The organism is Streptomyces sp. URMC 129, assembly GCF_051386415.1.
Lineage (GTDB): Bacteria > Actinomycetota > Actinomycetes > Streptomycetales > Streptomycetaceae > Streptomyces.
On record NZ_JBPQTQ010000125.1, the window covers coordinates 1 to 19,452 of the forward strand.

The following is a 19,452-nucleotide window of genomic DNA, read 5'->3' on the forward strand; positions in this document are numbered from 1 at the left end:
GTTACGCTACGCGCACAGTGTGTCGGCGGCGTGCGACCGAACCGGCGCCCCATAAGGGGGAGTGTCACATGACATTCCTCCTTATGGGGCGCAGCACTGCCGCGACATAAACGAGCAGGTCAGGAGGCCCGCACACCCTCACCGTCTGCGGCCGGTGCCCACGGATCTGGCTCCCACACCGGGTGCGCCACTACCTGCCCCCCGTCCACCACCAGACGGCGCAGGAGGCGCCTCAGGATGCGGTTACGCACCGCCACCGGGAGCGTCCCCCACTCCTCCAGGAGGCCGACGATCAGCGGCTGGTACTCCGTGACGGTGGGCTGCTCCGTCTCCGCCTCCAGGTCGGCGAGGGCGGCCATCGCGGCATCGCGCTCCTGCTCCAGCTCGGCGCGCGCGGCCTCAACTACCTCGGGCGTGAACTGGTCGGGGCGCTTCGCCGCGTTGATCGCGAGCTGCACCAGGGCGCGCTTCGCGCCGTCGAGCTGCCGCGTGAGAGCGGCCTGCCGCTGTGTGCGCCGCTCGGCAAGGTCGTCCGCGCGCCGCTGGGCCTCGGCACGCCGCTGGGCCGGTAGGGCGTCGATATCGGCCGCCTGTGCCCTCAGGAAATCGATCGCGGCGGCCTCCAGGGCCGCCTTGGAGGCGTTGGGCGCGGCGCACACGGTCGTGCCATGGGTTTCGCGGCGGACGCAGTAGGAGGTGTCCCGCTGGGCTATGCGGTAGGCGCCGCGGCATCGGCCGCACTTAACCAGCGCGGTGAGGATGTACGCCGCCTCCCCGCGCGTGCGAGGCGGGTTGCGTTTCACCTCGGCACGCCGAGCGAGGTACTGCGTCCAGAGTTCTTCGGCCGCTTGCTCATCCCCGCCGCCGAGTATCGGTTGGTGTGCCCCTTCTTCCAGAATCCGATTTCGACATTTCACCTTGTCTCCGCATCCGCATTCCGGGTTGTGCACGCGGATGTATCCGGCCGCAAACCCGGAGTCCATGTACCACGCTACGGCGTATGCGGACCAGGGGTTCCCGACCCCGTTCGTAAGCCCTTGGGCGTTGAGCCATTTCGCCAGCGCCCCGAATCCTTGGCCTGCGACATAGCGGCGGTACAGGTCGTCGGCCGCCCAGTCGCGTTCGGGGTCGGGCTCGTATCGCTCATCCTGAACGGTGAATTGGCCTTTGCCGTCAGGAATGCGCCGGGGGTACCAGATGTAGCCGAACCGCGGTCGGCCGTGCGGGGGAAGGCCGAGGGATATGCGGTGCTGTAGTGTCTGGGTCCACGTTTCGCCTATCAGCTCGCCCTCAAGCGCCGCGAGGCGCATTGTGAGATCTCGCTGGAAACGCCCCATCGCGGTTTTCGAATCGAAATGCTCGGTGGCGGATTCCAGTTGGCCACCGGCCTCTTCGAGTCGTGCGAGGTTCTTGACATTGCCGTAGGGGGAACGGCCGAATCGACTGTATCGCCAGACCGCTACCCCTCGCGCTTCGCCTGCCTCTACCCGGTTGATGACCCCCGTGATTTTCCTCTTGAACGTCCTACCGGAGACGTCGAGGTCTTCGACCCAGTCTATGATGCGTTTGCGATTACGCTTGGCCCACTCGGCTATGGATTTCCTTTGGAGTTCGGGGGATATCTTCTCCTCTTTCCATGTCGAGACGCGAATATAGGCAATAAAAGGCTCGGAATCGGCATCCGATTCCGAGCCTTTTATTGGCAGTAGTTTCATTACTGCGCTTTCCTTTCCCCTTCATGGGGCTCGGGGCCGGACTTACGGGTGGGCCGGAGGTGGCGCACCTTGGCGTTGGTCAGTCCCTGGGGGTCGTGGGGGTCGCCGACGCCGGGCGGGAGGGCGAGCAGGCCACGCTTGACGTGGCACAGGGCGGCTCGGTAGCCCGCGTCGAAGAATGCCCCGCGGTCATCGCCAGCCGCTTGCCGCACGTACTGCGCGGCGAGGATGACGAGTCCCCCGAGGGTGAGCACGCCCGCGCCGAGGCAGAGACGCAGCTCGGTTTCGACGTGGACCATTGCGGCGGCGAGCAGCGCCACCCCCGGCATGAGGTACGCGGCCTGGGCTGCTCTCGGGATGTACATGGTGCGGGTGCCTCCGTGGTGCGGTGGTGCTACTGGTGCGCTGTGCGGGGTGGATCGTCGGCGGCGGCCGGCGGGAGCTGCTCCGCTTCCCGGAACGCTTTGACCATGTGGGCGAATGCCTGTACGCGTTCGGGGGTGGTGATGCCCAGCTCCTCGGCGGCCCGTTCGGGCGTGAGGTGGCCACCCTCGGGCCTGTGGATGTCTGCCAGTTGCTCGGGGGTGGCGTGTCCGGCGCGGATCAGGAGGAGCGCCAGGGGCACTCCCAGCGCCTCGGAGAGCTGGGAGAGGGTGCGGACGTCGGGCGCTTTGGTCCGGCGTCCGCCGAGGATCTGCGACAGCGTGGCGGGGTTGATGCCGGACTTCGCGGCGAACGCGGCGGCCCTTCCTCGCCGCTTTGGGTCGTACCCGCGGCTGGCGAGCTGATCGCCCAGCCACGCACCGAACTCTTGGGGGGACAGCGCAGCCGAATCATTCATGCGTGAATTATACCCTTCATTCGCGCACGAATAACTCTGTGACATGCGTCTCACCACCCTTCGCAGGGTGACGCGTACGCGACCGTCCATGATCGCCCCCCTCCTGACGTGCGACGTTGCCTAGATCCCGCCGATCCTCTCCCCCCATCGGCCCAGTGTCAATGGGGATCACTCGGGCATCAGTTTCGAACACTTGACCGTACGCCTACACGATACCCCCGCGCGCCCCGCACAGGGTTCCCATCGCTACTACCGTATGTTAGATTCGTTCGCGCACGAAAGAATTCGTTCGCGAACGGAGTGTCCCATGGCCCGCACCGGCCGCCGCGCCGAGTCGTCCGCCGACTCGGCGCCGTACGACAGATCCGCCCTCCGAGCCGCCGCCGCTCGCGTCGGAGACACCACCCCCGCCGACCTCGCCCGCCGCACCGGCATCGCACAGCCGACCGCGTGGCGCCTGTGGCACGGCCACGCCGAGCCCCGAGCCCAGACCATCGCGGCCGTCACCCGCGCCTACGGCCTGACCGCCGAGGAGCTCCTGAAGGAGGCGCAGGCATGACCGCCCCCGGGCACGTGGTGTCGCACGCCGACGCGCTGCGGCAGGCCCGCGCCGTCCTCGACGCCGCCCGCGAGCAGCGTGACCGCACCCCCATCCGCGAATGGGCCGAGCACGTCGCCGCCGGAGACCCCAGCCGGACCGCCGAGCAGGTCGAGACTGCGCTCCGCCGCCTGCACGCCATGGCGGCCGAGCGCGCCGCCGCGCAGCTCCCCACCGCCGCGTGACCCCCGGCACGACAACGGGGCCGCCCGGATCGCACCCGGACGGCCCCGCGACCAGAACCCCGAGAAGAGGAACTGATGGAACACCGACAGCGTACCCCGAGCCTCCCCGCGCGGGAGGTGCCCACCCTGTGGGCGTGGCTGCGCTCGCTGCCCGCGCGGCAGCGGCTCGCGGCCCTGTCCCGCGCCGCCGACATCTACATGGCCAGCATGGAGGCGCGGTGACCATGCACCTGCCCCGGCGCACCACCCGCCCGGCCCGGCCGGGTGTCAACATCACCGCCGTCACCGCGATAACGGCTCTCGTCCCGCAGGCCGCGACGGTGCTCATCACCCCCGTGTGGTACCAGGGTCGGCGCCTGCGCCGCGTGCTGATGCGGGACGCGCACGGCCGGGAGTGCGGCACGGTCGCCGCCGCCCGCGTCGCCCTCCGCCGACTGGCAGCGGGAGCAGCTCGCGACCCTCGCCACGGGCGATCTCGCGGAGCAGCCGCGTCCCCTCGCCCCCGCCGACCTGGCTCTGACCGTCGCCGAGGGGGACGAGTGATCGCCCTCGCCCTGGCCGCCTTGTCCCTCGCCGCCCTGGCCGTCGTCAAGGTCCGCGTGGACGCCATCTGGAACAGCCCCGGCAGCTACGCCATCACGCACACGCCGAAAGGAACCGGCCGATGAACTTCAGCTTCGCCCCCGCCACGCGCGAGGCCGCTAAGGCGCGCATCGCCCTTGTCGGCCCGTCCGGGTGCGGCAAGACGAAAAGCGCGCTCCGTATCGCGGCCGGCCTGGCCGCCGGAGGGGCCATCGGGCTGGCGGACACGGAGCGCCGCAGCGCGCTGAAGTACGCCCCGGTGCCTGGCCGTCCCGACCTTGGGGGCCACGAGTTCGCGCACCTGCCGATGGACACCCACGACCCGCGACAGCTCATCCAGGTGGTTGCCGCGGCCGAGGCCGCCGGCCTTGCCGTGCTGATCGTGGACTCGTTCTCGCACTTCTGGAATGGGCGCGGCGGGCTGCTCGAAATCGTGGAGAGGACCGGGGAGAAGACGCACGGCGGCAAGTTCGGCGCCTGGCGCGACGCCAACCCCATTGAGCAGGACATGTACGACGCGCTGCTGAACTTCCGGGGCCATCTCATCGTCACGATGCGCGCCCGGGGCGACTACGTGATTGAGGGCAAGAAGGTCACCAAGGTAGGGGTCAAGCCCGTCCAGCGTGAGGGTGCCGAGTACGAGTTTGACGTCTTGATGGACATGGTGGAGGGGACCGCCACCGTCACGAAGACCCGGTACGAGCCGCTGGACGGGCTGACCATCCATCACCCGGGCGAGGATGTTGGGGAAACGATTCTCGACCAGCTCGGGCAGGGCGTTGACCCGGTGGCCGCGTTGGTGGACGCGGTGATGGCGGAGGGGTTGACGTACCCGGCGGCGCTGGAGCTGCACGCGCGGGCCAAGGCGCGGCGTCTGTTGGACGCCCCGATTACGCACCCGGTGACGAACGTGTCGGCGACGCTGGGCGAGCTGATCGCGGAGCGCGGGACGGCCGTGCGGCCCGCCCCGTCCGAGCAGCCGACCCCCGTCCCGCCGCCGTCCGTCTCCGCACCCGCCGAGGTTTCCCCCGAACGGGCCGAGATGGAACGGATGATGGACCGGGTTGTGAGCGAAGTTGCGGAGCAGCCCCAGACGCACGCCCCCGCCGCCGAACAGCAGCCTGCCGCGCAGGTCGGTCCCCCGCAGATGCGGGCCATGCACGCCATGTTCAACGCGCTCAGCGTCACCGGGAGGGATGACCGCCTCGGCGTCACGAGCGTGATCGTCGGCCGTGACGTGCCCACCGCGAACGACCTCACCGCGCAGGAAGCGAGCGACCTGCTCGACATGCTCAGCCTCTACGCCAAGCAGGGCCAGACCCCGGACCGTGACGGCTTCCGGAAGGCGATCGCCAAGGCCCGCGAGGACGCCGCACGTACGGCTCCCGCCGCCGCCTGATCCCCACCACCGCCGCCGGGCCCTGCCCCCACACGGGGCCCGGCACCCATCCCCTGAGAGGAGAACCCCGGTGGTGGAACCCACCCCCGAACAGGCCGAGGCGATCGCGACCTACGGCGACGGCGTGGACATGGTGATGCAGGCGGGCGCCGGCTGCGGCAAGTCCAGCACGCTCAAGCTGATCGCCGGAAGCGACCGGCGCCGCCAGATGGTGTACGTCGCCTACAACCGGTCGATCGCGGACGACGCCAAGCGCAGCATGCCGGGCAACGTCACCCCCAAGACCGGCCACGGCCTCGCGTTCGACCCGACGTACCTGCCGCGCATCAACCAGCCCCGGCAGACCGCGCACAAGGCCGCCGAAGCACTCGGCGTCAAGAAGGTGCTGGGCATCGTCGGCGCTGCTCCGGCGATCAAGACCGACCTCGGCACGCTGCGCGCCATGCTGCCCCGGCAGATCATGCGCGCCGCCCTCGACACCATCACCCGGTTCTGCTACTCAGCCGATCCGGAGATCCGAGCCAAGCACGTCCCGCCCTACGTCGGGCTGACCGGGGAGGAGCCGCGCCGTGCGCTGCTCGCTCTCGTGCTGCCCGTCGCACACGCCGCGTGGGCCGACCTCACCGACCCGTCCGGCGTGCTGAAGATGTCCCACGACCACTACCTGAAGCTGTGGGCGCTGGGCCGCCCGCGCCTGCCGTTCGACGTGGTGCTGTTGGACGAGGCGCAGGACACGAACGACGTGCTCAGCGACGTGCTCATGAGCCAGGACCACGCGCAGCGCATCGCCGTGGGCGACTCCGCGCAGCAGATCTACTCATGGCGCGGGGCGCGCGACGCGCTGCACAAGTTCGGCGAGCAGCTCGGCGCCGAGACGCTCACGCTCTCCCAGAGCTTCCGGTTCGGGCCGGCCATCGCTGAGGAAGCAAACCGGTGGCTCCGCATCATCGACGCGCCGTTGAGGCTCCGCGGCTGGGACCGCGCAGAGTCCCACGTCGGCGAGCTGACCGGGCAGCCGGACGCGATCCTGTGCCGCACCAACGCCGGGGCGATGCAGCTCGTGATGGAGGCCATCGGCGAGGGCCGGAAGGTCGCGCTGGTCGGCGGCGGCGACGAAGCGAAGCGGCTTGCGTGGGCCGCGCAGGCGCTCATGGAGCACCGCCCGACCGATCACCCGGAACTGCTCGCATTCGGGTCATGGGCCGAAGTGCGCGAGTACGCGGCCGAGGAGGACGGGGCACTGAAGGTGCTCGTGGGCTTGATCGACACGTACGGCCCGCAGGCGATCGAGCGCGCGGCAGACGCCCTCGTGACCGAGGAGTCCGCCGAGCTGGTCATCTCCACCGTGCACAAGGCCAAGGGCCGCGAGTGGGACCGCGTGCGGATCAACGCGGACTTCCTGCCGCCCAAGCCGGACCCCCAGACGGGCAACATCATGCTCCGCCGCGAGGAAGGGCGGTTGGCGTACGTGGCGGTGACGCGGGCCCGCCGCGAGCTGGACGCCGACGCGCTCGCGTGGGTGGACCAGGTGACGGCGGTGTGCGACTGATGGCCGCCAACCGTAACCGGTTCGACCTCTACGAGAGCGAGATATGGGGCTGCTTCTGCCCGCTGTGCATGGCCCTGGCCTCGGCAGCTCTCAGAGGCGGCGCAGCGTGGCAGGGGCCGAGTGACGCCCTGTACGCGGCTCTCACCAGCGGCACACACCGCAAGCAGGCCCCCCGGGTGTCGCTGTCCAAGGTGCGGACCTACCGCCCGCAGATGGCAGCGGACGTACGCGCCCTCTTCCGGGAGGGCACCGGTATCGGCGTTACCACCCGCCAGCACCAAGGGGCGGTGCGCTGATGGCCGTCTCCCTGTTTCCCCCGATCACCGGCGGCGCGGTGCCGCTCGACGTCGAGGCGCTCGGCGAGGCGCCCGCGTTCGTGCGCACCCGGGGCATGTCCCGCTGGCACCGGCCCCGTTCCGGGGTCCGCTACCCGGACGGCCGTACCTCCTACACGGTGTGGTGCGGGCAGTTCGTCGGCGGCAGCACCCGCGCTGGGAGGTTCCTCGGCGCGGACACGCCGGGCGGGCTGCCGGTGTGCGCGACGTGCGACGGCCGCGCGGTCGGCGCCGGCCAGGTCGGCGGCGGCCCGCCGGGGCGGGCGCTGCTGTTCTCGCCCCGGCACCTGGCGCCGCCCCGCATCTGCCCCGGCAGCCGCACGGCGCTGTTCGCGGAGTTGCCGGGCGGGTGCGTCGGGCAGTGCCTTGCGTGCGGCGACGCGCACCCGCTGCGGGCGATGGGCGGCCCGTACGCGCCGCGGACCGCGATCACCCGACACCCCCCGGGCGCCGGGCTGGTCGGCCCGTGCCCGTTCCACGCCTGGCGGCAGGTCACCGCCCGCGACGGCCGCGCCGTCTGCGGCTGCGGCCGGACTCTCGCTACCGGCAGCACTACTCCCGAGGAGACCTGACCATGGGCTACCGACACGACTTTGACGGGCTCACCCTCATGGACTGGTTCTGTGGCGCGGGCGGCAGCTCGCAGGGCGCGCACGCTGTGCCGGGTGTCCGCGTGACGCGGGCCGCGAACCACTGGGCGCGCGCGATTGAGACGCATGCCGCGAACTTCCCCCAGACCGACCACTACCGGGGCGACATCCGCAGGGCCCCGGTCTGGGCCTGGCCCGTCACGGACCTGTTCTGGGCGAGCCCCGAGTGCACGAACTGGTCGATCGCCAAGGGCAAGAAACGCAGCTTCGAGCAGGCGGTGCAGGGGGACCTGCTCGACCTCCTCGCGGAGCGGGAGGCGGAGAAGTTCACCCCCGGCGGCGGCCGGGAGGAGGACGACGAGCCGTCGCCCGAGGAGGAATCCCGGGCGCTGATGGAAGAGGTTCCGCTGTACCTGCGGGGTGTCATCGAGCGCGGCGGGCTGGTCAAGGCGGGCGTGGTCGAGAACGTCGTGGACGTGCGGGCGTGGGCCGAGTGGGATCGCTGGCTTGGCGAGATACGCAAGCTGGGCTACGACACCCGCGTCATCGCGCTCAACTCCATGCACGCCGACCCGCGCAGCGTGCACAAGGCGCCGCAGTCCCGGGACCGCCTGTATGTCGCTTACTGGCACCGGTCGTTGGGGCGGTCGCCCGACTGGGACAAGTGGTTGCGCCCGCGCGCCTGGTGCCCGCGCTGCGAGGCGTGGGTGCACGCCTCGCAGGTGTTCAAGGCGCCCGGTCGGGACATGGGCCGCTACCGCTCTCAGTACGTGTACCGGTGCCCCTCCGTGTTGTGCCGCAACACCGTCGTGGAGCCCGCCGTGTTGCCTGCCGCCGCCGCGATCGACTGGACGATTCCCGGGCAGCGGATCGGCGACCGCGCCAAGCCGCTGGCCGAGAAGACCATGGCCCGGATCGAGGCGGGGTTGAAGCGCTTCGCTCACCCCGTGATGGTTCCGGCTGGCGGCACGTGGCGGGACGCGGCCACCTCCGTCGCCGAGCCGATGCCGACCCGTACCACGCGGGAAAATGACGGGCTCGCGATTCCGCCGCTGCTGATCCCCGTTGAGGGCCGCGACGGCAAGGAGCCCGCCCCAGCCACAGCCCCGCTGAGGACACAGACCGCCCGGAACGAAACGGGGTTGGCGTGGTTGCCGTTCGTCGCGGAGCTGCGCGGCGGCGGCTCCGTCGCGCGCCCCGTCACGGAGGCGCTGGCCACCGTCACCGCATCCGGGAACCACCACGGGTTGGTGACGCCCGCCGCGATAGTGATGCGGAACAACGGCAGTCGCGGCGACGGCGGCGAACACTGCACCTCCGTCGCCGAACCGCTGCGGACCCTCACCACGGCCGGGCATCAGTCCCTCGTCACGTGGCAGCACCTGCTCGTGCCGTACTACGGCACCGGGACCGCCCGCACCGTGGCCGAACCAGTCGGCGCGCTATCCACCCGCGACCGGTACGCGCTCGTCCAAGGCGGCGAAGTGGACCTCGATGACGTGCTGTTCAGGATGCTCGAACCCCACGAGATCGGCCGCGCCATGAGTTTCGCGGACGACTACATCGTGCTGGGCAGCAAAAGGGAGAGGGTCCGCCAGTACGGCAACGCGGTGACGCCCAACGTCGCCGAGATCCTCGTGTGCGCGCTCGTGGAGGCCATCACGGGCGAGGAGATCGAGCGCTACGCCGAGGCCGTGTCGTGACGCCGCCCGCGCGGCCCCTGCGTCTGTGCTCCCGCTGCCTGCCGCCCAACCCGCCCCGGCCCGCGGTCTTCTACCCGGACGGCTGGTGCTGCCCCGAGCACACCCCCGCCGCCCGCGCCGGACGCCCCGAGCCGCAACCCGGGCCCGGACTCCCCGCCGGGGCCTGGACCACGCCCAGCCCGCAGAACGCATCCGCCGTCGCGGACAACCGCGCGGTCGCGTCCGGCAAGCGCCGCGCTAACCCGGCCGCCTACCGCGCCGCCCAGAACGCCACCCGCCCCCCAAGGAGCTGACCATGGCCTTTATCGATCACCGCTGCCCGTGCGGACACATCGCCCTCCGGCACGGCGGCGCCCCCATCCGCTGCCTCGCCGGCCGCGGCTGCGACGCGAACGACTGCGGGCCCACCGAGGACACGGCGCCCGAGGTGGTGCCGACGTGGGACGCCGCCGGGCGGCCCGTCGCCGCGATCGTCCCGCCCGGCGAGGTGGTGTCGGGGCTCGGCCGTACGTGCGACTGCGGCGCCTGCCGCGAGTTGTACGAAGCGGAGACCGGGCAGCCCGCGCCCGAGCCCGCCGGGGCCGAGGTATGAGCGCCGGGGCGCCATTGCGGCTGGTGGTCCCGTTTCGCCCGCTCAGCGCCGCGTCGTCGGTGCTGGCCGCCCCCCTCTACCCCGACGACCCGGGCCTGTACACGTACTGGCACCGCTCCCTCCGGGCATACGTCATCGCCGCTGCGACCGGCGCGACGCTGGCCCGCGGCTGGCCCACCGTCGCCCGCGCGCTGGAGGTGGCCGAGGAGTTGCACGACGAGCTGCCCGACGTGGGGTGGGACCGCCTCTACACGGTGCACGACCTGACGGTGAGGGAGGCCAGGGCCGCCGCCCGGGTGCTCTACCGCCACGGCGCGATTGATCCCGAACGGGCCTGCCCGTTCGCGGACGTCCTGCCTCACGCCCACCCCTGACGGCCCCGGGGCGGGGACGGCCGACGAGCCCCCCGCCCCGGGCGCCCAGCACATGAAAGGGCCCCGCTCGTGGGCATCCGCGTCATTTCCTTCGGCGGCGGGCAGCAGTCCACCGCCCTCCTCGTCCTCGCCGGTCAAGGCGTCATCGACTACCGCACGTTCCTGTTCGCCAACGTCGGCGACGACAGCGAGCACCCCGCCACCCTGGCGTACATCGCCGAGCATCCCCGCCTGTTCGCCCGCGCATGCGAGCTGGAAAGCACGCTGGTGGAGCGGCGGGAGCGGCTCGGCCGGGATCCCGCGTACCTGACGGGCCTCGGTCGGCCGCTGGCCGAGGCCATTCCGGACGGGGTGGATCTGCTGCCGCTGGCCGACGACGACGCCGGGTGCGACTCCGGCTGGTGCATGACATGAGTCTCGACGCAATGGATTGGGTGTGGACGCACTCCGCCGCCAAGGGCGTCGCCCGGCTGGTGCTGCTCGCGATCGCGGACAAGGCTCCCGATGAGCGCTGCCGGGCGTACGCCGGGACGGCCATGCTCATACAGCGCAGCGGCGCGGCGCGCTCCTCCGTCATCAAGGCGGTTGACAAGCTGCTCGACGGCGGCGAGCTGAAGATCGTGCCGGACGAGAGGGGGCCGAACGGGGAGACCGTCTACTGCCTCCCCCTCGCGGTGGGCCATGTGCGGCCCGTGCCCGAATCGTCCACCCCTCGGCGTGCGAAAGCGCGCTCCCGGAAGGGGTCCGAAAACCGGACCCCCGGTCCGGAAACCAGACCCCCTGCGCCCGAAACGGATACCCCCCAGGGGTCCGGAAACGAGACCCCCGGGGGTCCGGTTTTCGGACCGGGGGGGGTCCGAAAACCGGACCCCATAACGCAAGCACCAACACACCATCAGGAACAAGAGCAGCCGCCCGCACCCGACGCGGCCCCGACCGCCTCGGCAGTCCTGCGCACGCTCGCCGCACTCCGCGACGCCCTCACCGCCGCCGGAGTGCCCCAGCCCGCCCGGTGGAGCCTGCACCCCAACGAACAACGCGCCCTGCACGACCTGATCGGCCGCCACGGCGCCGACGCCCTCGTCGCCCTCGCCGCCGAACGCACCCACCACGGCGCCCCGGCCAAACCCGCCCGCTACTGGCTCGCCGTCTGGCGGGACCTCGACCACCGCCCCGCCGCCGGGGCGGACGTGGTGCCACTCCACGGCTACCGCCGCCCCGGCGCGCCGATGGACCACCGCGAGGCCCTGCGGCAGGCCCTCGCCATGGATGCCCCGCCGCATAGCGACCCGGCCACCGGGGGCGCGCGGTGAACGCCCCCGAGCCGTCCGGCTGCCGCTGGTGTGGAGACGCCCAGCACCACCACGGCTCCCAGTGGCACCCCGTCGCCGGGCTGCACCGCTGGCAGCCCCCCACCGCCGCCCAGACCCTCGACCGCATGCGCGCGCGGCGAGCCGCCCGCGCCCGACGAACGGAGCCAACAACGTGAACCGCGTCGAAACCGCCGCACTGCTCGCCGCCATCGGCAGCGTGGACAGCCGCGTCCGCCGCCAGCTCGGCGACCCCCAGGCTGCCCACGCCCTGATCGACACCTGGCACGAGGCCCTCGCCGACATCCCCGCCACCACCCCCGGCGGATGGGACATCGGCCGCGCCGCCCGCTCGTACTACGAGCAGGCCGGCGACAACAGCGCCCGCTACTGGGCGATCGATCCCCACCACGTGATGGCGCGGTGGGCCGACTACCGCCACGCCGCCATCGCCGACCACACCGACCCCGTGCCCCCGGTGGACCCGGACCACGAAGCCGCATGGCGCCGCGCCCTTGCCGCCCGCCGCGCCGCCGTCATGACCGGGCAGGCCCCGCCCGCCCGCGCCCGCGAACTGGGCGCCGGCGGCCCCGCGCCCGCGCTCGCCGACACCCTCAGCGGAGTCGGCCGACGCATCCCCCCCGAGGCCGCCGCGCTGCTCGCCGCCGCCGGAGTCGGCCGGCGCCGGCACGAAAGACCCGAGATCGCCGCCGTGCCCTGCCGCTACGACCGGTGCCGCGCCCGCCGCGGCCAGCCCTGCCGCGCCCCGTCCGGGCGGCTGCTGCGCGACGTCCACGCCACCCGCAAGGACGACTACGCCGCCACCTTGACCGCGCCCGCCCCCCAGCACACCGGAGCCACCCCGTGAGGTACCACCACTCCGCAGAACGCGCCCGCCACCGCCGCCGCAACCGCGACGGCGACCGAACCCGCAACATGGGCGGGTACCGCGTAACCGCCCAGTGGCCGGACGGCACCGTGACCGGCCCCGAGTCCACGTACGACCGGGCCAAGGCGCGCCGCTGGGCGCGCGTCCTCGCCGAGCGCGGCGCCGTCGCCACCGTGGAGCGGCACGCCGGGCACTCCGTGTGGCAGGTGTGGAAGGTGTACGACGGGCCCGCGCTCGCCGCCCGCCGCGCGGCTGAGCGGATCGCGGCCGAGCGCGAAAAGCGGTTCGCGCAGCAGCTCGCCGCGCAGACCGAACGCAACCGCCGCGCCGCCCGACTGGCCCGCGCCATGGAGCTGCACGAGGTGGAGCGGCTCATGACCCGGCCCCCGGTCGCCCGCCACGTCGTCAACGGCCACGGCACCCGCGACTGACCGAGACCCAACCGTTACCCGTGGGGGTGCCCCGCGAACTATCCGGGCACCCCCACGACCGATATGATTCGAGCGCGAACGAATCATATCGGTCGTGAATGAAAGGAATGCCATGGCAGGCGAGACCCTAATCACCGTCGTCGGCAACCTCGTTGACGACCCGGAGCTGAGATTCACCCCCGCCGGGGCGGCGGTCGCCAAGTTCCGCATCGCGTCCACGCCCCGCGTGTTCGACAAGGCCGCGAACGAGTGGCGGGACGGCGAGAGCCTGTTCCTGACCTGCTCCGCGTGGCGCTCCCTCGGCGAGAACGTCGCCGAGTCCCTCACCAAGGGCATGCGCGTCATCGTCCAAGGCCGACTGAAGCAGCGGTCCTACGAGGACCGGGACGGCGTGAAGCGCACGGTCTTCGAGCTGGACGCCGACGAGATCGGCCCCAGCCTCCTGCGCGCGACCGCCACCGTCACCCGCGCCGCCACCAACGGCCAGCCCACCGGGCAACAGCAGCGCCCTACGGCCCGCCAGCAGCCCGCCGCCGACCCCTGGGCCACCAACGCCCCCGCTCCCGCCGGGGGATACAGCGACGAGCCCCCGTTCTGACAGACAAGGGAGGAGGACGCCCGTGCTGAACGAGCCCGAGCCCGGCCCCGACGACGACCACCGAAACATCTGGTTCTGACCCGTCAGGCACCCCGCAACCGGCCGACCGGTCGTGGGCCGCCCCGCGCCCGCGCGTTGGGGCGCCCCCCGGCCCCTCTCCCCTTCTTCTCTGCGCGCTTCCGAACCCCGCACCCGACCCCGAGGAGACGCCATGTGGCCGTTCCGCCGCCGCTCTCGATCTCTGGCCCGCTTCCAGATACCGGCCAGCTCCCTGCACGCGCTGCTCAACTCGGCTGACCTGATCGGGGACACGCCGGTCGTCCGGGCCGACGTGCCCGAGCCGACCACGATTCCCGTGCTGCCTGCGTGGGCGCAGGAGTTCGCGGACGAGCGTGCCCGGCAGGGTGCCGAGTCCGGCGGCGAACTGCCAGACGGTACCGGCCCGCGCTTCGCTTCCCTCGCCAGGCTGGCTCGCCTCGGCGCGGAGAACGCGGACGCGGGCGGCTTGTTGACGTGGCGGCATGTCATCCGCGAGCGGGTCGCCATCGTGTCGGCCGAGACGGACCGGGCGCGGCTGCGGGCCGAGCTGGTGCGGCTGGGCGCGACCGCCGCCGCGTGGGTGGAGGCGATCGACCGCCGCCCCGGCGAGACGGTGGAGCCCGCGGAACGCGGGCCCGCAGTGCACGTGATCGAGGTGGACGAGGCGCCCTTGGTCGGCGCGCTCGCCAGCGCCGCCGTCACGCTCCGCGCGGGTCTTCAGGCCCTCACCGATCTCGCCGAGGACGCGGACAAGCCGGAGTCGGCGGAGCTGGCCGACGCGGAGCCGGAGCCGTACCGCTCGCGGATCACCGTTCGCTGCGACCGGTGCGGCACCGAGGCCACCGCCGACTACGCGGTGGACACCGTCGCCCGCGCGCGCATGCGGCGCCTCGGCTGGTACTGCGGCCCGGCCGGCGACTTCTGCCCGCCGCACGCCGCGGATCTCCACACGGTGTGCCTGACCTGCGAGACCGTGATCCGGTGGGAGGCCGAGCCGAGCCACCCGGAGGGCGGGCGGTGGCGCCACGGCAAGGGGGGCGACCTGTCGTGCACCGCGCGCCCCGCCTACGACGGCACGGGTAAGCCGGGCATCGGCCCGGCCGACGACACCGAGCGGCACGAGGGTTACGACCGTTCCGGGCTGCCTGCGGAGCATCGCGGGCGCCGCGAGGGCTGCCCCGACTGCACCCGGCCCGTCAAGGGCGACGAGGACGACGAGGGCGACGAGGGGTTGTCCGGGCCGTGCGACTGCGGCGAAGGCCCGGTGCACTGGTGAGGGCCGTGGCTGAGCCGATGAGCCCCCGCGAGGTGCTGGCCGTCATGGTCCGCACGGACCGGGGACAGATGACCGTCTGGACTCCCCGCGAGGTCACGGCCGCCCTGGACGCCTACCGCGCCGAGGTGCTGCGAGAAGCGCAGGACGCGACGGTCGCTTGGCTGGAGAAGCGGGCCGCTGAGGAGCGGTCCGCCGCCTGGCAGGAGGAGAAGCGCCGGGCGACCGCCCGCGCCCGGGCGCGCCGTGAGCGCGCCGACCTGATCAGCACGCTGGCGTCCAAGGTCGCCCGGGGCGCGGTCCACGAGTTCCGCAGCGCTGCGCCTCCGCGCCCCACCCCCGCCGCCGTGCTGCGGGAGATCGCGGACGAGATGGAGGCGGCCGACTGGCCGGTGCACGAGGAGGACGGCGCGGTAGAGGCGATCATCCGCCTGCGCCGCGCCGCCGCCGCCGAGGCAGGTGAGGGCTGATGCTGCCCGCGCGCCCCGACGAAACCATACTCCGCGCCACCATCACCGCGCCCCTGCCCCACCACTTCCCCGACCTGTACGACCCCACCACCGGCCGGACCGTGATCCCCCGCCGCGTCACGCTCAGCCTCACCCGCCTCCACACCCCCGAGCGGGCCCGCCAGTGGGCGTACGTCGCGGTGGCCGGGCCGCGCCGTCTCGTCTCCGGCACCGCCGGGAAGACGATCACCTCGGCGAGCTGGGATGACCTGATCGTGGAGGGAAGCTACGGCGCGGCCCGCCGCCCTGAGTGGCTGACCGGCTGGCTCGCCGTCAACCTGCCGGACGGCTGGCCCCCCGCGCTGCTCGCCCTCGCCGACTCCGATGTCGCCGCCGCTGTGTCGGTGCGCGCCCTCACCGCTATGGAGCGTGACCGATGAGCGCCCCCGACCACGAGCAGCACACGCCCACCCCGCCCGGCGGCGGCGAATCCCCGGCGACACTCGCCGCGTTCGAGCAGCTCCACGCCAAGGCCCGTGAGATCCAGACCCGCCGCGACCACAAGCTGATCGCCGACACGCTGCGCCGCGCCGCCGGGATCTGGGCCGACGCCGCCGAGAACGAGCCGACCATGTGCCGGTCGGTGGCCGCCGACCTGTTCGCCCTCGCCGACGACCCCGCAGACTTCCTGCGCCGCACCGAACCGGACGAGGGCCGCGCCCCGGCAACCGGGCTCGCCGCATACCTCCGCCACGCGAACACGTCCGCAGCCGAGCAGCGGCCGGCTGGGCGACGCTGCCGCATCTGCGCGCCTCCTAACAACCTCCTAACCGAGGAGGCCGCGTGCTGCCACCTGCACAAGCCGGATGGCTGCTGCGACCCGGAGGACTGCGGGCCGTGCTGCATGACCTGCCCGACCTGCCCGACGCTCGCGCCGCCCATCTGCGAGAACTGCGGTCACCCGCCGCACGGCCACGCACAGCATCTGACCAACCCGGCCGCGCTGATGGACTGCCCGGCCTGCCCATGCGCGTCCGAACTCCGCGAACTCGTCGCCGTCCACGCCCGGGAGCTGGCGAACCTGCTCCGCGCCGAACACCGCGCCGTCTACGACGACGCCGGACAGCGCACAGCCGAGGGCGTCACCCGCGCCGCTGGCCTGCTCGCCGCCTACGCCGATCAGCTTCACCCCGAACCCGAGCCCCGGAAGGACCGCTGATGAGCCCCGTCACCGCGCCGAACCCGCGTGAGGCCGCCCGCCGCTACCTCGCCCAGACCACCGGCAGCCCCGCGCCCGGGTGGCGCATCGTCACCGAACTCGGCCTCGCCGAGGAGGTGTACACGCTCATCGCCCCAGTCTGCCCGGATGAGGACCACGACCAGGCCGACCCCGGCGCGTACTCGTGCTGCCCCGAGCCGATCATCGATGCCCTCGCGCCGGAGGTGGCCGCCTACCTCGTCCAGCTCCTCAACGCCGACCGAGACCAGCTCGGAGGCGGCGAGTGAACTCCTGGCACCACGCCCAAAGCAGCGCCCGCAAATGGGGCGGCGCCCCTGACCTCTACCTGCCTGTCCACGAGTTCATCGACAGCAGCAAGCGGATCATCGGCGACGTCCGGCACCGCTCCCTGTACCACCACACCGAGGGCATCTGGCTCTGCCAGCGGATCTTCGGCGTGACGCTCGACGTGCCCAAGGCCCGCAGCACCGTGCAGGTGCCTGTGCGCCTCGTCGCTGAACAGCACGTGCTTGAAGACCTCGGCTGGCTGCCCTCGCCCGCGGACTACATCGACGGCATGCCCATCCGGCCGTGGATGTCCGGCAGTCAGCGCAAGACCGTCCCTCTCTCTCACCTGCTTCTCAACCGGCCCCCCGGAGGCGACCAGTGACGACCAACTTTCTCGGCATCCCCGTCCACGGCGACATCACCATAGGCCAGGACCGGAAGAAGCAGCGCCCCATCGAGGAGTTGCAACCGATCCTTCAGGCCGTCCTCGATGACCCGAGCGTGGTCGAGTTCGGGTGGCGCCAGTACACCCCGTACTTCAACGACGGCGATCCCTGCGTCTTCTCCGCCTACGGCGTGTGGGTGCGCACCGACGCCGACACTGACGTGGACGACAGGTACGAGCTATGGCTGGACGGCACGCACCGCAGCCTCGGGAACGTGCCGTACATCAGGGCCACGGCCCCGGAGACGGCGGCCGGGTGGAGGTGGGTGCCGGGCGACTACGTGGGCCCGGACAAGGCCCGCTACGACCGCTGCCGCGCGCTCGGGGCCGCCATTGAAGGCGGCGAGTTCTACGACGTGTTGCTTCAGGCGTTCGGTGACCACGCCAGCGTGACCGTCCGCCGCGACGGCATAGAGGTGGAGTCCTACGACCATGACTGACTCCGCCAACTCGCACACCGCGGCTGAGGACACCGACCGCGCGGCCCGCCGGGACATGCTCCTCGTGCTGCTGTCGCGCGGCGAGCGCGGCGTGCTGTCCCGCACCGAGGCGACCGCGCTCCGCGCCCACGTGATGAGCGAGTGCGACGAGAACGACGCGAACCGGGCGCGTGCCCGGGGCGCGGTCGCAGAGCGCGCGCGCCTGCGTGAGCAGCTCGCCGCCGCTGAGAAGCAGGGCGGAGAAGCTACCGCCGCGGCGCTCAGGCTCCACGCGCAAACCCCCACCGCCGCACGGGCCACCCTCGACCGTATCCGCCAGGCGCGCACGTGGGCGGACGTGTGGACCCACCTCGGCATGTACTACGGGCTGAAGCCCGAGCAGGCCGGGATCGAGGCCCGCGCGCGGCGGACCGAGGCCGAGCGGGAAGCCGCGCGGAAGGGCCGCGCCGAGGCCGAGGACGCGCTGCGAGAGTTGCCGGAACACCTTCGGAAGTCCGCCCACGCTGCACAGCGCGCGGAGCTTCGGATACAGCGGGCGGAGCGCCGCGCCGCCGCCGTGATCGGCGAAGCCCGCCGCTGGAAGGCCGAGTGCATCGACCGGGACCGTGATGGCGCTCGCACGCGCGCGGCCCTGGCCCGCGCCCTGGCCTTGGACCCTGAGGCCACGTGGGATGAGCTGACCGAGCACGCCCACCAGATCCGCGAGCGGGTCGCCGAGTACGCCGACTGGATCGCGAACGCCGAGCGACAGGACGCCGAGTACCGCCGCGGCCTGGCCCGCGTGCTCGGCCTCGCCCCGCGCGGGGCAGGGAACCCTCACACCTGGCGGAACCTCATCGACATCACCGCCGACAGGCACAGCCTGGCCCGGGACGCGAAGGCCGAGTGGGACCATGCCGACGCGGCGCGGGACCGGGCGAGCCGCGATGCGGACCAGCTGAACGATCGACTCCGCGAGCACGAGGCCGACTTCGCGCGGGCCGCGAGCTACCTCAACGGCGCGCGGGACGCTTCCGGGGCGGACAACTGGCCGGACATCCCGGCCGCCATCGAGCGGCTCGCGGCGGAGGCCGCCCGGTACCGGTCGGCGTGGCTCTCCGCCCGCCGCCGGGCCGCGTCCCCCGCGTCCGGTCTGCTGCGCGATCTGGTCGAGCAGCACCGGCCGCAGACCATGCCGGACCCGCACAGCGCGATGCACATGGCGTGGTGCCGCGTCTGTGACGGCGGCGTGCGCCGCCTGTACCTGCCCGGCCAGGAACCCGCGCCCGCGTGCGGTGTGTGGCAGCGGGCGCGCGCGCTCAACCTCATCATCCACCCCGACCCGACACGCGCCACGGCGGAGGGCTGACCCGTGCTCGGCTGGCTCGATGAACTTCCCATCCCCGCACCCGCCGTGGGCGACGACCTCGCCCACGTCTACCACTGCGACCCGAACCGCGCGTACTGCGGAACAGACGTCACCCACCATGCCGCCACCGAGCCGGATGAGCCGCTCACGTGCGTTGTGTGCGCCGCCATGGAGGACGGGCCGTGTCCCGAATGCGGCTCTTCCCCCGACACAGCAGAGGAGTCCTGAAATGCCCATCACCACCCCGCCCCCCGCCACGC

28 protein-coding genes are annotated in these 19,452 nt (G+C 72.5%); 25 read left to right on the plus strand and 3 right to left on the minus strand.

Annotated features, from left to right (window positions below; all coding sequences use genetic code 11):
• Positions 1-119: 119 nt before the first annotated feature.
• Genes ACSNOC_RS22400 through ACSNOC_RS22410 form a run of 3 tightly spaced genes read right to left on the minus strand, consistent with a single transcriptional unit; the run spans position 120 to position 2,556 of the window.
• Complete coding sequence (locus ACSNOC_RS22400; protein WP_436749336.1) at positions 120-1,715, minus strand: recombinase family protein; 1,596 nt, start codon at positions 1,713-1,715, stop codon at positions 120-122.
• Positions 1,715-2,080, minus strand: a complete 366-nt coding sequence (locus tag ACSNOC_RS22405) for a hypothetical protein (RefSeq protein ID WP_436749337.1) — start codon at positions 2,078-2,080, stop codon at positions 1,715-1,717. Before ACSNOC_RS22405 ends, ACSNOC_RS22400 begins: the two co-directional genes overlap by 1 nt.
• Positions 2,081-2,109: 29 nt before the next feature.
• On the minus strand, positions 2,110-2,556 hold the full coding sequence (locus tag ACSNOC_RS22410) for a helix-turn-helix domain-containing protein (RefSeq protein WP_436749338.1): 447 nt from the start codon (positions 2,554-2,556) through the stop codon (positions 2,110-2,112).
• A gap of 307 nt (positions 2,557-2,863) precedes the next feature.
• Between ACSNOC_RS22410 and ACSNOC_RS22415 the strand changes: the two genes are divergently transcribed.
• The 25 genes from ACSNOC_RS22415 to ACSNOC_RS22535 all read left to right on the plus strand — a co-directional run bounded on the left by ACSNOC_RS22415 (position 2,864) and on the right by ACSNOC_RS22535 (position 19,192).
• Positions 2,864-3,115, plus strand: a complete 252-nt coding sequence (locus tag ACSNOC_RS22415; protein WP_436749339.1) for a helix-turn-helix domain-containing protein — start codon at positions 2,864-2,866, stop codon at positions 3,113-3,115.
• A complete protein-coding gene (locus ACSNOC_RS22420) occupies positions 3,112-3,339 on the plus strand; it encodes a hypothetical protein (protein WP_436749340.1) in 228 nt (75 codons plus the stop codon). Before ACSNOC_RS22415 ends, ACSNOC_RS22420 begins: the two co-directional genes overlap by 4 nt.
• Positions 3,340-3,414: 75 nt before the next feature.
• Positions 3,415-3,561 (plus strand): hypothetical protein, encoded by a 147-nt coding sequence (locus tag ACSNOC_RS22425; RefSeq protein ID WP_436749341.1) that lies wholly within the window; start codon positions 3,415-3,417, stop codon positions 3,559-3,561.
• Positions 3,558-4,007, plus strand: a complete 450-nt coding sequence (locus ACSNOC_RS22430; RefSeq protein WP_436749342.1) for a hypothetical protein — start codon at positions 3,558-3,560, stop codon at positions 4,005-4,007. The genes ACSNOC_RS22425 and ACSNOC_RS22430 overlap by 4 nt, the downstream gene beginning before the upstream one ends.
• Complete coding sequence (locus ACSNOC_RS22435) at positions 4,004-5,320, plus strand: AAA family ATPase (protein WP_436749343.1); 1,317 nt, start codon at positions 4,004-4,006, stop codon at positions 5,318-5,320. The genes ACSNOC_RS22430 and ACSNOC_RS22435 overlap by 4 nt, the downstream gene beginning before the upstream one ends.
• A gap of 70 nt (positions 5,321-5,390) precedes the next feature.
• Entirely contained in the window at positions 5,391-6,869 is a 1,479-nt protein-coding gene (locus ACSNOC_RS22440) for a UvrD-helicase domain-containing protein (protein WP_436749344.1), read from the plus strand.
• Positions 6,869-7,165: a hypothetical protein gene (locus ACSNOC_RS22445; RefSeq protein ID WP_436749345.1), complete on the plus strand. Its 297-nt coding sequence runs from the start codon at positions 6,869-6,871 to the stop codon at positions 7,163-7,165. The genes ACSNOC_RS22440 and ACSNOC_RS22445 overlap by 1 nt, the downstream gene beginning before the upstream one ends.
• Entirely contained in the window at positions 7,165-7,776 is a 612-nt protein-coding gene (locus ACSNOC_RS22450; RefSeq protein WP_436749346.1) for a hypothetical protein, read from the plus strand. The genes ACSNOC_RS22445 and ACSNOC_RS22450 overlap by 1 nt, the downstream gene beginning before the upstream one ends.
• 2 nt (positions 7,777-7,778) lie before the next feature.
• On the plus strand, positions 7,779-9,497 hold the full coding sequence (locus ACSNOC_RS22455) for a DNA cytosine methyltransferase (RefSeq protein ID WP_436749347.1): 1,719 nt from the start codon (positions 7,779-7,781) through the stop codon (positions 9,495-9,497).
• Complete coding sequence (locus ACSNOC_RS22460; protein ID WP_436749348.1) at positions 9,494-9,790, plus strand: hypothetical protein; 297 nt, start codon at positions 9,494-9,496, stop codon at positions 9,788-9,790. The genes ACSNOC_RS22455 and ACSNOC_RS22460 overlap by 4 nt, the downstream gene beginning before the upstream one ends.
• A gap of 2 nt (positions 9,791-9,792) precedes the next feature.
• Positions 9,793-10,089, plus strand: a complete 297-nt coding sequence (locus tag ACSNOC_RS22465) for a hypothetical protein (RefSeq protein ID WP_436749349.1) — start codon at positions 9,793-9,795, stop codon at positions 10,087-10,089.
• Positions 10,090-10,112: 23 nt separating this feature from the next.
• The gene (locus ACSNOC_RS22470) at positions 10,113-10,463 is read left to right on the plus strand and encodes a hypothetical protein (protein ID WP_436749350.1); all 351 of its coding nucleotides are present in this window, start codon (positions 10,113-10,115) and stop codon (positions 10,461-10,463) included.
• 69 nt (positions 10,464-10,532) lie between these two features.
• Positions 10,533-10,877, plus strand: coding sequence for a hypothetical protein (locus ACSNOC_RS22475; protein WP_436749351.1), 345 nt, complete (start codon positions 10,533-10,535; stop codon positions 10,875-10,877).
• Between the two features lie 581 nt (positions 10,878-11,458).
• Positions 11,459-11,776, plus strand: coding sequence for a hypothetical protein (locus ACSNOC_RS22480; protein ID WP_436749352.1), 318 nt, complete (start codon positions 11,459-11,461; stop codon positions 11,774-11,776).
• 172 nt (positions 11,777-11,948) lie between these two features.
• Positions 11,949-12,641 (plus strand): zinc finger domain-containing protein, encoded by a 693-nt coding sequence (locus ACSNOC_RS22485; RefSeq protein WP_436749353.1) that lies wholly within the window; start codon positions 11,949-11,951, stop codon positions 12,639-12,641.
• Positions 12,638-13,093, plus strand: coding sequence for a hypothetical protein (locus ACSNOC_RS22490; RefSeq protein WP_436749354.1), 456 nt, complete (start codon positions 12,638-12,640; stop codon positions 13,091-13,093). The genes ACSNOC_RS22485 and ACSNOC_RS22490 overlap by 4 nt, the downstream gene beginning before the upstream one ends.
• Before the next feature lie 112 nt (positions 13,094-13,205).
• On the plus strand, positions 13,206-13,691 hold the full coding sequence (locus tag ACSNOC_RS22495; protein ID WP_436749355.1) for a single-stranded DNA-binding protein: 486 nt from the start codon (positions 13,206-13,208) through the stop codon (positions 13,689-13,691).
• 211 nt (positions 13,692-13,902) lie between these two features.
• Positions 13,903-15,006, plus strand: a complete 1,104-nt coding sequence (locus tag ACSNOC_RS22500) for a hypothetical protein (RefSeq protein ID WP_436749356.1) — start codon at positions 13,903-13,905, stop codon at positions 15,004-15,006.
• Between the two features lie 5 nt (positions 15,007-15,011).
• On the plus strand, positions 15,012-15,473 hold the full coding sequence (locus ACSNOC_RS22505; RefSeq protein ID WP_436749357.1) for a hypothetical protein: 462 nt from the start codon (positions 15,012-15,014) through the stop codon (positions 15,471-15,473).
• Entirely contained in the window at positions 15,473-15,892 is a 420-nt protein-coding gene (locus tag ACSNOC_RS22510) for a hypothetical protein (protein WP_436749358.1), read from the plus strand. The genes ACSNOC_RS22505 and ACSNOC_RS22510 overlap by 1 nt, the downstream gene beginning before the upstream one ends.
• Positions 15,889-16,671, plus strand: coding sequence for a hypothetical protein (locus tag ACSNOC_RS22515; RefSeq protein ID WP_436749359.1), 783 nt, complete (start codon positions 15,889-15,891; stop codon positions 16,669-16,671). The genes ACSNOC_RS22510 and ACSNOC_RS22515 overlap by 4 nt, the downstream gene beginning before the upstream one ends.
• Positions 16,671-16,958 carry a hypothetical protein gene (locus tag ACSNOC_RS22520; protein WP_436749360.1) on the plus strand — a complete coding sequence of 96 codons (288 nt, stop codon included), beginning with the start codon at positions 16,671-16,673 and terminating at the stop codon, positions 16,956-16,958. The genes ACSNOC_RS22515 and ACSNOC_RS22520 overlap by 1 nt, the downstream gene beginning before the upstream one ends.
• Positions 16,955-17,341: a DUF6915 family protein gene (locus ACSNOC_RS22525; protein WP_436749361.1), complete on the plus strand. Its 387-nt coding sequence runs from the start codon at positions 16,955-16,957 to the stop codon at positions 17,339-17,341. Before ACSNOC_RS22520 ends, ACSNOC_RS22525 begins: the two co-directional genes overlap by 4 nt.
• Positions 17,338-17,844 (plus strand): hypothetical protein, encoded by a 507-nt coding sequence (locus tag ACSNOC_RS22530; protein ID WP_436749362.1) that lies wholly within the window; start codon positions 17,338-17,340, stop codon positions 17,842-17,844. Before ACSNOC_RS22525 ends, ACSNOC_RS22530 begins: the two co-directional genes overlap by 4 nt.
• Complete coding sequence (locus ACSNOC_RS22535; RefSeq protein WP_436749363.1) at positions 17,837-19,192, plus strand: hypothetical protein; 1,356 nt, start codon at positions 17,837-17,839, stop codon at positions 19,190-19,192. The genes ACSNOC_RS22530 and ACSNOC_RS22535 overlap by 8 nt, the downstream gene beginning before the upstream one ends.
• Positions 19,193-19,452: the final 260 nt, after the last annotated feature.